This is a genomic window from Polaribacter septentrionalilitoris, assembly GCF_009832745.1.
Classification (GTDB): Bacteria; Bacteroidota; Bacteroidia; order Flavobacteriales; family Flavobacteriaceae; genus Polaribacter; species Polaribacter septentrionalilitoris.
Genome location: NZ_VRMJ01000036.1, coordinates 82,402 through 97,193, shown reverse-complemented (window position 1 = coordinate 97,193; position 14,792 = coordinate 82,402). Strand labels below are relative to the sequence as shown.

The 14,792-nt window shown below is 30.2% G+C and carries 15 protein-coding genes; all 15 read left to right on the top strand.

From position 1 onward, the window contains the following. The 15 genes from FP421_RS10010 (at window position 1) to FP421_RS09940 (ending at window position 14,716) form a co-directional block, all read left to right on the top strand. Window positions 1-2,979 (top strand): BspA family leucine-rich repeat surface protein, encoded by a 2,979-nt coding sequence (locus tag FP421_RS10010; protein WP_159950180.1) that lies wholly within the window; start codon window positions 1-3, stop codon window positions 2,977-2,979. A gap of 10 nt (window positions 2,980-2,989) precedes the next feature. Continuing rightward, window positions 2,990-3,724, top strand: a complete 735-nt coding sequence (locus FP421_RS10005; RefSeq protein ID WP_159950178.1) for a hypothetical protein — start codon at window positions 2,990-2,992, stop codon at window positions 3,722-3,724. 137 nt (window positions 3,725-3,861) lie between these two features. Continuing rightward, window positions 3,862-4,602 (top strand): energy transducer TonB, encoded by a 741-nt coding sequence (locus FP421_RS10000; RefSeq protein ID WP_159950176.1) that lies wholly within the window; start codon window positions 3,862-3,864, stop codon window positions 4,600-4,602. A gap of 67 nt (window positions 4,603-4,669) precedes the next feature. After that, a complete protein-coding gene (deoC, locus tag FP421_RS09995) occupies window positions 4,670-5,416 on the top strand; it encodes a deoxyribose-phosphate aldolase (protein ID WP_159950166.1) in 747 nt (248 codons plus the stop codon). A gap of 2 nt (window positions 5,417-5,418) precedes the next feature. Further along, on the top strand, window positions 5,419-5,991 hold the full coding sequence (locus FP421_RS09990) for an acyltransferase (RefSeq protein WP_159950164.1): 573 nt from the start codon (window positions 5,419-5,421) through the stop codon (window positions 5,989-5,991). A gap of 1 nt (window position 5,992) precedes the next feature. Further along, the gene (locus tag FP421_RS09985) at window positions 5,993-8,059 is read left to right on the top strand and encodes a gliding motility protein RemB (protein ID WP_159950162.1); all 2,067 of its coding nucleotides are present in this window, start codon (window positions 5,993-5,995) and stop codon (window positions 8,057-8,059) included. A 196-nt stretch (window positions 8,060-8,255) separates the two neighbouring features. Beyond that, window positions 8,256-9,158 (top strand): heme o synthase, encoded by a 903-nt coding sequence (cyoE, locus tag FP421_RS09980; RefSeq protein WP_159950160.1) that lies wholly within the window; start codon window positions 8,256-8,258, stop codon window positions 9,156-9,158. A gap of 3 nt (window positions 9,159-9,161) precedes the next feature. Continuing rightward, window positions 9,162-9,749: a cytochrome c oxidase subunit 3 gene (locus FP421_RS09975; protein WP_159950158.1), complete on the top strand. Its 588-nt coding sequence runs from the start codon at window positions 9,162-9,164 to the stop codon at window positions 9,747-9,749. A 57-nt stretch (window positions 9,750-9,806) separates the two neighbouring features. Continuing rightward, the gene (locus FP421_RS09970) at window positions 9,807-10,787 is read left to right on the top strand and encodes a cytochrome c oxidase subunit 3 (RefSeq protein ID WP_159950156.1); all 981 of its coding nucleotides are present in this window, start codon (window positions 9,807-9,809) and stop codon (window positions 10,785-10,787) included. A 21-nt stretch (window positions 10,788-10,808) separates the two neighbouring features. Beyond that, window positions 10,809-11,147, top strand: coding sequence for a cytochrome C oxidase subunit IV family protein (locus FP421_RS09965; RefSeq protein ID WP_159950154.1), 339 nt, complete (start codon window positions 10,809-10,811; stop codon window positions 11,145-11,147). Window positions 11,148-11,225: 78 nt separating this feature from the next. Continuing rightward, window positions 11,226-11,879 carry a hypothetical protein gene (locus tag FP421_RS09960; protein ID WP_159950152.1) on the top strand — a complete coding sequence of 218 codons (654 nt, stop codon included), beginning with the start codon at window positions 11,226-11,228 and terminating at the stop codon, window positions 11,877-11,879. 5 nt (window positions 11,880-11,884) lie between these two features. Next, complete coding sequence (locus FP421_RS09955) at window positions 11,885-12,529, top strand: SCO family protein (protein ID WP_159950150.1); 645 nt, start codon at window positions 11,885-11,887, stop codon at window positions 12,527-12,529. Next, window positions 12,522-13,061 (top strand): DUF420 domain-containing protein, encoded by a 540-nt coding sequence (locus FP421_RS09950; protein WP_159950148.1) that lies wholly within the window; start codon window positions 12,522-12,524, stop codon window positions 13,059-13,061. Before FP421_RS09955 ends, FP421_RS09950 begins: the two co-directional genes overlap by 8 nt. Next, the gene (locus tag FP421_RS09945; RefSeq protein ID WP_159950146.1) at window positions 13,054-13,272 is read left to right on the top strand and encodes a hypothetical protein; all 219 of its coding nucleotides are present in this window, start codon (window positions 13,054-13,056) and stop codon (window positions 13,270-13,272) included. Before FP421_RS09950 ends, FP421_RS09945 begins: the two co-directional genes overlap by 8 nt. Before the next feature lie 115 nt (window positions 13,273-13,387). Then, the gene (locus FP421_RS09940) at window positions 13,388-14,716 is read left to right on the top strand and encodes a TolC family protein (RefSeq protein WP_159950144.1); all 1,329 of its coding nucleotides are present in this window, start codon (window positions 13,388-13,390) and stop codon (window positions 14,714-14,716) included. Window positions 14,717-14,792 lie beyond the last annotated feature (76 nt).

Here is a 14,792-nt window from a genome sequence, read left to right as displayed (position 1 = left end):
ATGAAAACAAAACTACAAACACTACTCTTTATTTTTTTTGTTCAAATTTCATTTGGACAATTTATCACAACTTGGGAAACTACTAAAGATAATCAAGAAATTACCATTCCTACAAATTGGGGTGAATATACTTACAACTACTCTGTAAATTGGGGAGATGGAACCACATCTAGTGGTCTAACACAAGACGCAAAACACACTTACGCAACAAAAGATACTTATACAGTAACAATTACAGGAACTTTCCCAGCTATTTATTTTGGTATAGGTGGTTCTAGACTTAGAATAAAAACGATAGAGCAATGGGGGAACAACCCGTGGTTAACTATGGCTCATGCTTTTGTACAATGCGACAATTTAAGTATTAATGCCACAGATAGCCCAAATTTAAGTAACGCAACCAACATGACCTATATGTTTTTTACTGCCGGTATTAACCAAAGCTTAGACAATTGGGACGTTAGCAACATTACAGATATGAGTTATATGTTTTCTAACTCAGACTTTAATCAAGATATTAGTAGTTGGGATGTAAGCAATGTTAGGAATATGGAGGGTATGTTTTTTGGAACGTATTTTAATCAAGATATTGGTGGTTGGGATGTTAGTAATGTTACTAATATGAAATCTATGTTTGGTGGTACAGATTACTTTGATCAGGATATTGGTAATTGGAATGTGAGTAAAGTTACCTCTATGAGCAGAATATTTTCAGGTTCTTTAAGATTTAACCAAGATATTGGCGGTTGGAATGTGATTAGTGTTACAGACATGGAAGAAATGTTTTATAATGCAGTTCTTTTTAATCAAAATATTGGTAGTTGGAATGTGATTAATGTAACCAATATGAGCACTATGTTTAGAAATGCAATAAGCTTTAACCAAGATATTGGCAATTGGAATGTAAGTAGTGTTACTAATATGAGAGGTATGTTTAACAGTGCAGATATTTTTAACCAAAATATTGGTGGTTGGAATGTGAGCAATGTTACAGATATGGAAGAAATGTTTAAAGATACAAATGCATTTAACCAAGATATTGGCAACTGGAATGTTAGTAATGTTACAACTATGGAGTCTATGTTTGATGGAGATAGAGTCGTTTTTAATCAAGATATTGGAAGTTGGGATGTAAGTAGCGTTACTGATATGGAAGATATGTTTCGAGATGCAAATTCTTTTAATCAAGATATAGGAAATTGGAATGTATCTAGTGTTACAAATATGGAGGGTATGTTTTATGGCGCAAGAGATTTTAATAAAGATATTAGTGGTTGGAATGTTTCTAATGTAACTGATATGGAAGGGGTGTTTGCTAACACGGGCAATTTTAACCAAGATATTAGTGATTGGGATGTAGGCAATGTTACCACAATGTCTGGTATGTTTTCTAATGCGCTTGCTTTTAATCAAAACTTGAGTAATTGGAATGTTAGTAAAGTTAAAAGAATGACAGGTATGTTAAATAACTCAGACTTATCAAGAAGTAATTACGATGCTTTATTAAAAGGTTGGGCAACACAAACGTTAAAATCAAATGTTTCATTAGGGGCATCAGGTTTACAATATTGTGTGGGAGAAACTGCTAGAACCATACTAACTTCTGCTCCAAATAACTGGAACATTTCAGGAGATACTAAAGATTGTATTGATATCACTGTGATTCCAGATGCAAATTTCGAGCAGTATTTAATTGACGAAAATATCGATTCTGATGGAACCATAAATGGACAAGTATTAACTACTGATATCGAAAATATTACTAAAGTTGTTGTCAAAGATAAAAACATTACAGATTTAACTGGAATAGAAGATTTTATAAATCTGATAGAATTAGATGCAGCAAACAATCAAATTTCATCCATATATTTAAGTAAAAATGTATTGTTAGAAAAACTGTTTCTAGCAAATAATCAGCTTACCTCTATAGATTTATCAAAAAATACAAAACTTAAAAATGTTGACGTAGGTGAGAATAATCTAACCAGTTTAGAAATTCATTTTTTAACAGATTTAGAGACTTTATCATGTTATAAAAATCAACTTACCTTAATCAACACAAATTCTAATACAAAGTTAACATCTCTTATTTCTAATGAGAATCAACTTAAACAAGTTGATCTAAGACAAAATACAAATTTATTTTGGTTAGATGTTGATGATAATAATTTAGAGAGTTTAGGAATAAAAAACGGAAACAATTCAATTATTACAATATTTAGTGCAACAGGAAATCCAAATTTAACATGTATTGAAGTTGATAATGCTTCTTACAGCAATGCAAATTGGCCAAACAAAGATGGTACAGCCTTTTATGCGACAGATTGTGCCCCTGCAAATGATGATTGTGCAAATGCAATTCCATTAGTTTTTGGTCAGCAAGTTTTAGGAGATGTAAATAGTGGTACAGCAAATAATAATCCTAGTTGTGCTACAGTTACTGTACTTACAGATGTTTGGTATTCTGTAACTGTGCCAGCAACTGGCGAGTTTAGTGTTCAAGGAACTCCAGGAGAAGGCGTACTTAAATTTGCCATTTATGCATCTTGTACAAGTATATCACCAATAGCTTGTGGTACAAGTATTTCTTTAAATAACTTAACAGTTGGCACAAAATTTTATTTAAAAATTTGGATAGAATCAGCTTCATCTAAAGGAACAAGTTCTAAATTAGAAGCAGGTACTTTTACCCTAAAAGTTGAAGATTCTAGTGTGTTGTCTGTAGATAACTTCTATGAATTAAAGAATAACTTGCTTCTTTATCCAAACCCAGCTTCATCAAGTTTTTCAGTTAAATTAGAGAATGAGAATACTATTGATAAAATTCAGATATTTAATAGCATTGGAGTAAAAATGTTTGAAGAAAAAAACATAAATTCCAAGCAAAAAATAAATACATCTAAATTTGCAAAAGGAATTTATATCGTAAAAGCAACCTCAGGAAATAGGTCAGTTTCCAAAAAACTAATTATTAAGTAAAAATTAAACTATGAAAATCACAAAAACTATGAAAATTACAAACAAATTATTTACAGTATTAGCCTTAGTAGCCGTATTAGTAGCAACTTCATGTAGCAGTAATGATAATGATGCTCTAGAAGGAGAACCGCTTTCAGAAAAAGTGATGCAAGATTTTGTAAAAGATATTCAAGCATTGTCTGTACCTGCAGCATTATCAGCCTCAAATAATCAGTATGCGCAACAAGCTAATGCTCAATTTGAAACATTAAAGCTTTTAGGATCGTCTTTTGCAACTTTATTTACTGTACCTGCAAATGCAACATCAGTTCCATCAGGTGCTAAATCAGCTTCAAAAGAAAGTATTTTGAATACACAAACATATACTTGGTCTGCAGACGGAGTTTCTGTAACTTATGTTATTTCTGAAACATCAAACAGATATAATTTTGAATATAGTATTGTTTCACTAGATTTTACAGGTAAATTTATGGACGGTTATCAATTAAAAGATGGTAGTTATGCAGAAGCAAGTTTATATATAGATAATGTAGCGTATACAACCATAAAATGGTGGGTAGAAACTGATACAACTAAAATTGAATTAGATACTGATGGTTATAAATTAGTTTTAGAATCTAACAGCAATAATTCTGGAAACATGAAAGTTTATGAAGGTACATTTTTAGCAAGCCTTTATGAGTGGACAGCTTCAGGTTCAGGATTGTATACAGACTATAATACAAATATGACTTACAGTTGGTAAGATCTATAGAAGAAGAGAAAGAAAAAAATTAAAACTTAATATTTTTAATTCTGTAACAGCATCGATATTTCGATGCTGTTTTTTTATGGCATGCTATTTGTTTTTAACAAGTCTTTAACATTTAAAACTTTCTAATTATGAAAAACTCAAAAAAACTACCAACCAAACAATTAGAAAAGTTCTCTAACATTTTTACCCAGTTAGGACTTGTATTAGTGCTCTTTATCGTTTATATCTCTTTAGAGCACCAAACCGAACAAAAATCAATACCTATCAGTAACGTTTATGAACCTAAGATTCTCTATCTAGAACCAGATAGAGTTGTCAAATTTGTAAAAGAAGTAAAACCTGAACCTAAGTTAGAGTTTCCTAAAAAGGTTCAAAAATTAATTCCTGATGAAATTAAAAAAGGAAACAATGATTTACCAGAAGTCAAAATATTTAATACTACAGATATTGACCCAGAATTAATTGATATTGATAAAGTAGATGAGGTAAAAATAAAAGAAGATATAAAAGAAGATGTTCCTTATGATTTTGTACAATATACACCCATTTTTAAAGGATGTGAAGACCTCTCAAAAGAAGCAAGCAAGGTTTGTTTTGATAAAAAGATGAAACAGTTTGTAACCCGTAATTTTAATGTAGAATTGGCAAATGAAATTGGTTTGCGCTCAGGCAAACATAAAATATTTACACAATTTGTTATTGATGATAAAGGTGAAGTTGTAAACATTAAAATAAGGGCTACTCACAAAGCATTAGAAAAAGAAGCCAATAGAATTATTAGAAAACTCCCCAAGTTTAAACCGGGAAAACAAAATATGCGAACAGTAAAGGTTAGATACAATTTACCAATTGCATTCAGTGTTGAATAAAATTAAAACCCAACCAAAAGGTTGGGTTTTTTAATGGCTGAGTTTTATTATTTCTTACTTTTGTAAAATGAAAATTAGTCAATATTTAGACGCAACATATTTAAAAACAGCAGATCAAGCTAATCTCTCTGAAGAAGAAAATCAGCAAAAAGTAGTTGATTTAGTAAATGAAGCAATTTTGTATGACTATAAATTGGTGATGATTCGTGCAAAATATATTCCGCTGGCAAAAAAAATGTTGCAAGAATCAAATAATAAGATTCTTATCGGAACTGTGATTGGTTTTTATGAAGGTACTTATACAACAGCACAAAAACTAGAAGAAGCTCAAAATGCAATTAATTTAGGGGCTGATGAGTTAGATTTTGTAGTGAATTATGAAGCTTTTAAAAAAGGAGAAATAGAATTTGTAAAAAACGAGATTATCAAATGCACAAAACTTTGTTTAGAAAACCAAAAAGTAGTCAAATGGATAATTGAGGTTGCTGCCCTTACAAACAAAGAAATAATTGTAATTTCGCAACTCATTAAAAGCATTGTTTTTAATGAATTTGGTGCAGAAAAAGCAGATTGGGTTTTTGTAAAATCATCTACCGGATTTTTCAAAACTAAAGACAATTTACCAAATGGAGCAACATTTGAAACCATGCAATTAATTGCAGAAAATGCAAAACCATTAAAAATAAAAGCTGCTGGTGGTGTAAGAGATTATGAAACTGCAGTAAAAATGATTAATTTAGGAGTTGATAGAATTGGTACATCATCTTCTAAACAAATTGTAAATAAAGAAGATAACTCGAGTATAGGATATTAATTTTGGAAGATTATTTTGCACATGAAACTGCTGTCATAGATAAAGGCTGCAGTATAGGTAAAGACACAAAAATATGGCATTTTAGCCATATTATGTCTAATGCCGTAATTGGTGCGCAATGTAATATCGGTCAAAATGTGGTGGTTTCTCCGCAAGTGGTTCTAGGTAAAAATGTAAAGGTTCAAAACAACGTTTCTATTTATACAGGAGTTATTTGTGAGGATGATGTTTTTCTTGGACCCTCAATGGTGTTTACAAACATCATAAATCCAAGAAGTGCTGTTGTAAGAAAAAATCAGTATCAAAAAACCCTAGTCAAAAAAGGAGCAAGTATTGGTGCCAATGCCACCATTATTTGTGGAAACACTATTGGAGAATTTGCCTTAATTGGTGCAGGAGCAGTGGTAACCAAAGAAGTATTGCCTTATGCTTTGGTGGTTGGTAATCCATCTAAACAGATAGGATGGGTAAGTGAATACGGACACAAATTAAATTTTGATGAAAATGGTGAAGCAGTTTGTAAAGAAAGTCATCAAAAATATCAATTAAAAAATAATACAGTTTTAAAAGTATAGAATGGTAAGAAAATATTTATTTCTAGTTTTATTATTTCCATCAGTATTTTTTTCACAGCAAGAAAGATATCCAATTTTTGATGTATGTAAAGGTGAAGAAATTCAATCAATACAAAAATGCTTTTTAGCAACCACCAAGAAACATTTCTTTTCAGAATTCAAAACACCCGCAATTGTAGAAAATGAAAAGTTTACAGGAACAGCCAATAGTATATTTGTTGTTACAGCCCAAGGTGATTTTAAATTGATTTATGTAAATACACCCTATGAGTCTATTAAAAAAGAAGTAAAAAGAGTTTTTGATAATTTTCCAAAGATTACTCCTGGTTGGTATAATAATCATGCAATAGAAATGCAGTTCGAATTACCAATCGCGTTTCCTATCAATAGAACACAAAGCAATGAAATAATTAGTCCTACAGAAAAGACAAAAAAAATAGATATTTTAGAGGTTGTAGAAAAAAACAGAATTGCAGATTCTACGTTTTTAGAACACAGTAGTAAATTAAATATACCGTTTACACACCGTAGATATGTAGAATTTGAATATGCAATGCATAAAGCAAAAGGAACGCATACTGCTTCAAAACCCTACACTTATTCAGAAGTTAGTGAGTATTATGATTTAACCAAAGAGAAAAAAGAGTTTTTAAAACCAAACAAAAAAACTTGGGTTGGTAATAAAATTTGGAATGAACATTTACTACAAATAAAAAAGAAAGACTATTGGTTTACAGTTGATTTTCTTTTAGATACACAATTAGGAAAAGACAATTCTAACTTAGCATATACTTTTAACAACTCAAGAATTGTACAAGTTAATGGTGAAATTTTAGATAAGATTTCGTTTTCTACAACATATTATGAAAGTCAAGGAAGATTTGCAGAATACATTAATAGGTTTATAGAAAATCCTGCTTTAAATGTCAGACCAAAAAATTCTGAAGGACTAGTTCCTGGAAGAGGAAAAACAAAAAGACATCGAACAGATTCTCACGATTATCCAGTAGCAGAAGCTTACTTAGCCTATACACCAAATAAATATTTACAATTTCAATTTGGTAACGGAAAGAATTTTCTAGGTGATGGGTATCGTTCTTTTATTTTGTCTGATGTTTCTGCACCAACAACTTATTTAAAACTAAAAGCCAACCTTTGGAAGTTTCAATATACAAACATCTGGATGTGGAATACAGAGCCTTCATTGTCGTCTGCTTTAGATCCAAAAGAACATGCAAGAAAATATATTGCTGCTCATTATTTATCCTTTAATGTAAATGATAGATTGAACTTAGGTTTCTTTGAAACAGCAATTTCTAGAGGCGGAAATGGTATTGATGCAGGTTTTTTAAATCCGATAATTTTTTACCGATCTTTAGAATTTAACAGAGGTGAAGATGCAGGTAATGCTATTTTAGGTTTAGCGGGTAAGTATAAATTAAGCAATCAAATTTCTCTGTATTCTCAGTTAGTAGTTGACGAGTTTTCTTTTAATAAACTAAATTCTCTTGGAAGATGGGAAAATAAATTTGCGTACCAAATAGGAGCAAAATATTTTGATGCTTTTCAAGTTGATAATCTTTTCTTGCAATTAGAATATAACTATGCAAGACCTTATACTTTTGCACACCAAACATCAGCTTTAAATTATGGTAATTATAGCCAACCCATGGGGCATCTATGGGGAGCTAATTTCTGGGAAGCAATCGCAATTGCACGTTATAAAAAAGATAGATGGAGTGGAAGTGCAAAGTTAATTTTAGGTAAAAAAGGATTTGATTTTGTAGATCAAGCAGTAAGTTATGGTGGTGATATTTATCAATCTTATGAAGATAGATTTGCTGATACAGGTAATGTTTTAGGGCAAGGAAATACCGCAAACATATTTATTGCAGACATACAAGCCAATTATTTAATTAACCCATCAAACAGAACCAATCTTTTTGCAGGTTTTTCATACAGAAATTTTGATATTGATACTGCTTTACCTGGTTTTCCATCAGGTACAACAGTTTGGTTTACTGCAGGAATACGATCAGATCTTTTTAATTGGTATTTCGACTTTTAAAATTTTACAAAATTTTGGGAAAAAATGTTATAAATAGTTTTATATTTGCAATGTGATTTTAATTAATCACACTTTTTCTTTTTCATAGCAATTTTCCCACTCATTTTTTTGAGTGGGTTTTTTTATCTTAAAATAGTACTAAAATTATGGTAAAGTCATAATTATCAAATATCTTTGCAAACCATTTTGCAGAAAGATGAATTCAGTGGTTATAACAGATACAAACCCTTCTATGAAGACTATTTTTTCCGACTTTAAGCAACTTACTAAAGTTGGTTTGTCTTTAAGTGTTGTTTTTTCTTCTGTAGCAGGATATTTACTTGCTGTAGAGGTAGTGAGTTATTTTACGTTGTTTTTACTTTCTTTAGGAGGTTTTTTTATGGTTGGTGCGTCTAATGCTTTTAATCAAGTAATTGAAAGAGATACAGATGCTATGATGAAAAGAACTCAGAATAGGCCATTACCAACTGGTAGAATGTCTAAGAACACAGCATTAACCATTGCAATTTTATTTACCATTTTAGGCATTGTAATTTTATATACCATCAACCCAAAAACTGCATTATTTGGTGCAATATCAATTTTTATTTATACAAGTGTCTATACACCTTTAAAGCCAGTTACACCATTATCTGTATTTGTAGGAGCAATTCCAGGAGCAATTCCGTTTATGTTAGGTTGGGTTGCTGCTACTAATCAATTTGGTATTGAAGCTGGTTTTTTATTCATGATTCAGTTTTTTTGGCAATTTCCACACTTTTGGGCTATTGGTTGGTTGCAGTTTGAAGAATACAAAAAAGCAGGATTTAATATGTTACCAATGAACACAAAGGATAAAGGAGCAGTTAAACAAATCATTTTTTACACTGTAATTATGATCTTGGTTTCCATTTCTCCTGTCTTAAAATTATCAGGTGCTTTTTATATTCATCCAATTACAGCAGTAATTGTAGCCATTTTAGGGTTGTATATGCTTTATTTTGGCATAAAACTTCATAAAAGCGAAGACAACATAGATGCAAGAAAATTAATGCTTTCTAGCGTTTTATATATCACAGTAGTACAAATTGTATATGTAGTAGATAAATTTTTACATTAAAATATGACACAAGAACAACTAGTACAAGAAGAATTAAATAAAGGTAAAAAGAAATCAGCAAAACCAATGTTGTGGGTTTCTATGATTAGTATGGTCATGTTTTTTGCAGGCTTAACTAGTGCTTATGTAATTAGTATGAAAAGAGAAGATTGGGTTTCTTTTGATTTACCTGAGGCATTCCATATCAGTACTTTTTTAATTATTGCGAGCAGTATTGCACTTATTTTATCACAAAGATTTTTAAAAAAAGACAAAAGACAAGCGTCAATTTTGTTGATTGTGATTACATTTTTTTTAGGAATTGCATTTATTTGGCAACAATATGTTGGTTTTAATCAACTAAAAAGTGTTGGATTATTTTTTACAGGGCCAGAGAGTACTGTATCAACATCTTTCATTATTGGCATCACTTTTATGCACGTTTTGCACCTAATAGCGGGGGTTGTCGTGCTTTTAGTTGTTATTTATAATCATTTTAAATACAAGTACAAATCAGACAATATGCTAGGGTTTGAACTAGGTGCAATCTTTTGGCATTTTGTAGATATACTATGGATTTATCTATTTTTCTTTTTCTATTTTATCAAGTGATAGAAAATGTTTAATTTTGGCAAACTATTTTAAGACTAAACAACAGAAATAACATTTATGGAAGCAAACATTGCTATACCTTCAGAAAGTAAAGAAACCTGGAATGGTGGTGGCGTAAAACCATTTGGTGCCAGTTATGGTAAAATGATGATGTGGTTTTTTATCGTCTCTGATGCATTAACCTTTTCAGGATTTTTAGCAGCTTACGGTTTAACACGATTTAAATTTATAGATTCTTGGCCAATTGCGGATGAAGTGTTTACACACATCCCATTTATACATGGAGAATACCCAATGTATTATGTGGCATTTATGACTTTTATCCTTATTTTCTCTTCTGTAACCATGGTATTGGCAGTTGATGCTGGTCACAAGATGCAAAAAAGTAAAGTAGCTTGGTATATGTTTGCTACAATTATTGGGGGTTTAATTTTCGTAGGTTCTCAAGCATGGGAGTGGAATACTTTCATTAAAGGTTCTTATGGAGCTGTAAAAACTACAGATGGTAAAATTTTACAATTTGTAAAAGATGGAAAACAAATTGCTTTATCAGATTTTGTTGTTGACGCAAGAGTGGATGGCAGAGAGCAGCATACAAGAAAAAACGGATTATGGTTTGAGAAAGAAGGCACAATTTCTGAATATTCTGTTGCACAAGTTGTAAATGCTTACAAAGCAAATTCTGATGTTCAAGTGAGAACAGAATTAATAGATTTAGATAAAAAACAAAAAACAATTTTATCAAGAGAAGAAGGCTTGGATCGTTTATTAAAAGGTAAAATGGTTGTAGAAGGAGCTAACTTAAAGGTTAATGAGTATGGTAATACCATTTTTGCAGATTTCTTTTTCTTTATTACTGGTTTTCACGGTTTCCACGTATTCTCTGGAATTGTAATTAATATCATCATTTTCTTTAATGTAATCTTAGGAACGTATGAAAAAAGAGGACATTATGAAATGGTAGAAAAAGTTGGTTTATATTGGCACTTTGTAGATTTAGTTTGGGTATTTGTATTTACTTTCTTCTACTTAGTTTAATTTAAAAAGAGAAAACAAAAGATGGCACACGCACACGAATCTAATGTGAAAAGAATATGGATGGTATTTGGTTTACTATCTGTAATAACAATCATAGAAGTTGCTTTGGGTATTATTAAACCAGAAGCATTACATTTACATGGACCTGGAACGAGTTGGTTAAATTGGATTTTTATCATTTTAACTTTAGCAAAAGCATACTATATTACTTGGACTTTCATGCACATGGAGGGAGAAAAAAAATGGTTTAGAAGATCTGTGGTTTGGACAGCAGTTTTCTTGATTGTATATTTAGTTACTCTATTACTAATAGAAGGAGGTTATTTATATGAAACCTTATCGCCACTAGTAAAATGGTAATTTAAGAAAATATTAAGGTGGTTTTAACCACCTTTTTTTTGCTCATAAAGTATCTTTGTAATCTAGATTTTATAAAAAATGACAAATAGAAATAAAAAAAGAATTGTTCTTTTTCTGTTATTTATTCTTCCGCTTTTTCTGTATTTATTTCTATCATCTGGAATAAACAACTTTGCGAAATTACCCATACTAACAAAAAATATAATTGATGTTTCTAATATAGATGATACTAAATCATCAACTTTAAAAAATAAAATTTCGGTGATATGTTTTTTAGGTAATGATATTGATAAGGCAAAAGGAGGACTTTTTAATTTGAATGAAAAGATATACAAACCTTTTTATGATTTTAAAGATTTCCAAATCTTAGCAATCTATCCAAAGACAAAAAAAGAAGAAGTTGCTAAACTAAAAGAAGAAATAGGTGCCTTTACTAATATGGTAAAATGGAAGTTTATAGAAAGTTCTGAAGCAGAAATTAATGCTTTTTATGAGAGTTTTAAAACCAACTCCACTTTAACTGATGGATATATTACTGAAGCATATTTAATAGATAAAGAAGCTGCATTAAGAGGTAGAACAGATGATGATGATGCAAAAGATGGAAAATTGTTTGGTTACAACATGACATCTGTTGCAGAATTAAATAATAAAATGAAAGATGATGTTAAGGTGGTGTTGGCAGAATACAGATTGGCATTAAAAAAGAACAACGCAGATAGAGAAATCTAAGATAAATGAACAAGAAGTATTCTTATATTGGTATCACTTTCATTATTTTATTATTTGGTATTTATACAGTACCTAAAGTGGTTCATCATTTTAGTACATCGAAACTACACACTTTTCATAAGATCCCTAACTTTGAGTTTACCAATCAAGATGGTAAAACCATATCAAATAAAGATTACTTAGGTAAAGTTTATGTGGTAGAGTTCTTCTTTACAACTTGCCCAACAATCTGTCCTTTAATGAATCAAAAAATGTTGACCATTCAGAAAGAGTTTTATGGAAATCCAGACTTTGGAATTGCCTCTTTTTCAATTACACCAGATATAGATACTCCAAAGATTTTAAAAGATTATGCTACTAACCAAGGAATAACCCATAAAAATTGGCATCTATTAACAGGTAAATCAGATAGTTATGTGTATGATTTATCTAATCAAGGATTCAAATTACCTTCTGGAAAAGGAGGAACAGATCATGGAGGTTTTTATCATTCAGGTAATTTTGCTTTAATTGATAAAAATGGAAATATTAGGTCTAGGTATGACGAATTTGGAAACCCAATTTTTGTTTACAGAGCTTTAGATGAGCAGGATTTAAAACATCAAATTCAAGAACTTAAAGAAGACATTAAAATTTTGTTAGATGAGTAATTTAGTACAAGAAAAAAAATACAAAAAGTTAATCACTGCATTATCAATTATTATACCAATTGCAGTAGCAGCATTATTTGGTGTAAACCTCAGAGAATTAGGTTTCGATGTAGCACCGCTAACTTTTTTGCCACCAATCTATGCTTTTATAAATGGACTAACAGCTGTTGTTTTAATTGCTGCAGTAGTTGCTATTAAACAAGGTAATAGAAAATTACACGAACAATTAAATACTTTTGCGATAGCTTGTTCTTTACTCTTTTTATTGATGTATATCGCTTATCATATGACATCAGATTCTACTAAATTTGGTGGAGAAGGAGTAATTAAATACATTTATTATTTTATTTTAATCACTCATATTGTATTATCAGTAATTGTAATTCCTTTTGTTTTGTTAACTTACATGAGAGCAAAGTTAGGTCAGTTTCCACAACATAAAAAAATAGCAAAAAAGACTTTTCCACTTTGGTTGTATGTGGCAATTACAGGTGTTGTAGTTTATATAATGATAGCTCCTTATTATGCTTAAAAAAATAATTTTATCTTCTCTTTTGCTATTATTTGGTATTAATCTTTTATCAGCTCAATGTGCTATGTGTAAGGCTGTAGTTGAAAATGGAGATGTTTCTATGGCAGAAGGAGTTAACAACGGAATTACATATTTAATGGTTTTTCCATACCTCTTAATAGCAGTTTTACTGTACGCTATTTACTCATATAAAAAGAAAGCCAAAAATTAACATTACTATAAGAGTGAAATGTTGTAACATATTTTACTTTTAGTCGTCTTATGAATACAATTACAAAAGTAATTTTAAAATTTATTAGGACTAAATCAACCAAAAGTTAAATATTTTGAAAACCAAACTTATTCTATCAGTTGCATTATTTACTTGTATTGCTACTTTTTCTCAGAAACAATGGACTTTAAAAGAATGTGTAGATCAAGCATTAGAAAAGAACATTACGATACAACAAAATAAATTAAGCTTAGAGTTAGCCAAAAAGGATGTAGATATTGCCAAAGGTAATTTTTTACCAAACTTAAATGGTAGTTCATCAGGAAGATTTGGTTTTGGTTCTATCATTGATAATATTAGTAACGCAAGAATCTCAACAAATAACTTTAATGCTTCATTTGATTTGAGTTCTAATGTTACTATTTTTAATGGTTTTAGAAATACAAATACATATAAACAAGCTCAATTAGGAGTTGAGTCTAGTTTAGAAGATTTAAAAGTTATTGAAAACGATATCTCTTTAAGAATTGTAAATGGGTATTTAAATATTTTATTTGCGAAAGAAAATTTAAACGCAGCCAAAGTTCAATATGAAATTAGTAAAAAACAGATTGATGCAGCTGAGAGCAGGTTTAAATCAGGAGTAATTCCAAAAGGAGATTTGTTAAATACGCAATCTACAGCAGCTACAGATCAACAAAACGTTATTGCACAAGAAAATGCTTTAGACTTAGCATTATTAAATTTATCTCAATTATTACAAGTACCATTAGAAGGTTTTGATGTAGCACCTATAGATGTTGGTACACCTTCTGCAAATTTGTTGTATAGAAATTCAAACACTGTTTACAGCAAATCTTTAGATAGAATGCCAGAAATTGCAAGAGCAAAATTAGGAGTTGAAAATGCAGACATTAATATAGAGTTATCTAGAGGATTTTTTCTTCCAACAGTATCGCTCTTTGCAGGAATGGGGACAGGTTATAGTCATAGATTTAACACAGCGATTTTCCAAAATGATTATTTCTTTCAACAGTTAAATGACAATCTTGGATATAATATTGGAGTATCTCTAAACATTCCAATTTTTAATCGTTTTCAAACAAAAAATAGACTCACTAAATCTATTATTAGCAAAGAGATTTCAGAGCTTAGACTCGAAAACGAAAAACTAACTTTAAAACAAACCATAGAACAAGCATTTTTAGATGTTAAAACTGCTTTAAAAACATTTGAAGCTGCAAAAGTATCTTTAGAGGCGCAACAAGAAGCATTTAAAAATGCACAAGAAAGATATAATTTTGGAGCAATGACGTTGTTTGATTTTGATTTGGTAAGAACAAGACTAGTAAATGCTCAAGCTGCTATGATTAGAGCAAAATACGATTATGTTTTTAAAACAAAAGTGTTGCAATTCTATTCTGGTGATTTAGTTTTAGAATAAGATTCAATAAAAAAAATATAAATTGAACCTCGCATTTATGTGAGGTTTTTCTTTTTTCAATCTCTTATCTTTGTAA

Coding starts and splice junctions, on each gene's coding strand:
- FP421_RS09970 (WP_159950156.1), top strand. CDS start 9,807: ATGGAAGCAAACATTGCTATACCTTCAGAAAGTAAAGAAACCTGGAAT.
- FP421_RS10005 (WP_159950178.1), top strand. CDS start 2,990: ATGAAAATCACAAAAACTATGAAAATTACAAACAAATTATTTACAGTA.
- FP421_RS09950 (WP_159950148.1), top strand. CDS start 12,522: ATGAGTAATTTAGTACAAGAAAAAAAATACAAAAAGTTAATCACTGCA.
- FP421_RS10000 (WP_159950176.1), top strand. CDS start 3,862: ATGAAAAACTCAAAAAAACTACCAACCAAACAATTAGAAAAGTTCTCT.
- FP421_RS09960 (WP_159950152.1), top strand. CDS start 11,226: ATGACAAATAGAAATAAAAAAAGAATTGTTCTTTTTCTGTTATTTATT.
- FP421_RS09985 (WP_159950162.1), top strand. CDS start 5,993: ATGGTAAGAAAATATTTATTTCTAGTTTTATTATTTCCATCAGTATTT.
- deoC (WP_159950166.1), top strand. CDS start 4,670: ATGAAAATTAGTCAATATTTAGACGCAACATATTTAAAAACAGCAGAT.
- FP421_RS09975 (WP_159950158.1), top strand. CDS start 9,162: ATGACACAAGAACAACTAGTACAAGAAGAATTAAATAAAGGTAAAAAG.
- FP421_RS09965 (WP_159950154.1), top strand. CDS start 10,809: ATGGCACACGCACACGAATCTAATGTGAAAAGAATATGGATGGTATTT.
- FP421_RS10010 (WP_159950180.1), top strand. CDS start 1: ATGAAAACAAAACTACAAACACTACTCTTTATTTTTTTTGTTCAAATT.
- cyoE (WP_159950160.1), top strand. CDS start 8,256: ATGAATTCAGTGGTTATAACAGATACAAACCCTTCTATGAAGACTATT.
- FP421_RS09945 (WP_159950146.1), top strand. CDS start 13,054: ATGCTTAAAAAAATAATTTTATCTTCTCTTTTGCTATTATTTGGTATT.
- FP421_RS09955 (WP_159950150.1), top strand. CDS start 11,885: ATGAACAAGAAGTATTCTTATATTGGTATCACTTTCATTATTTTATTA.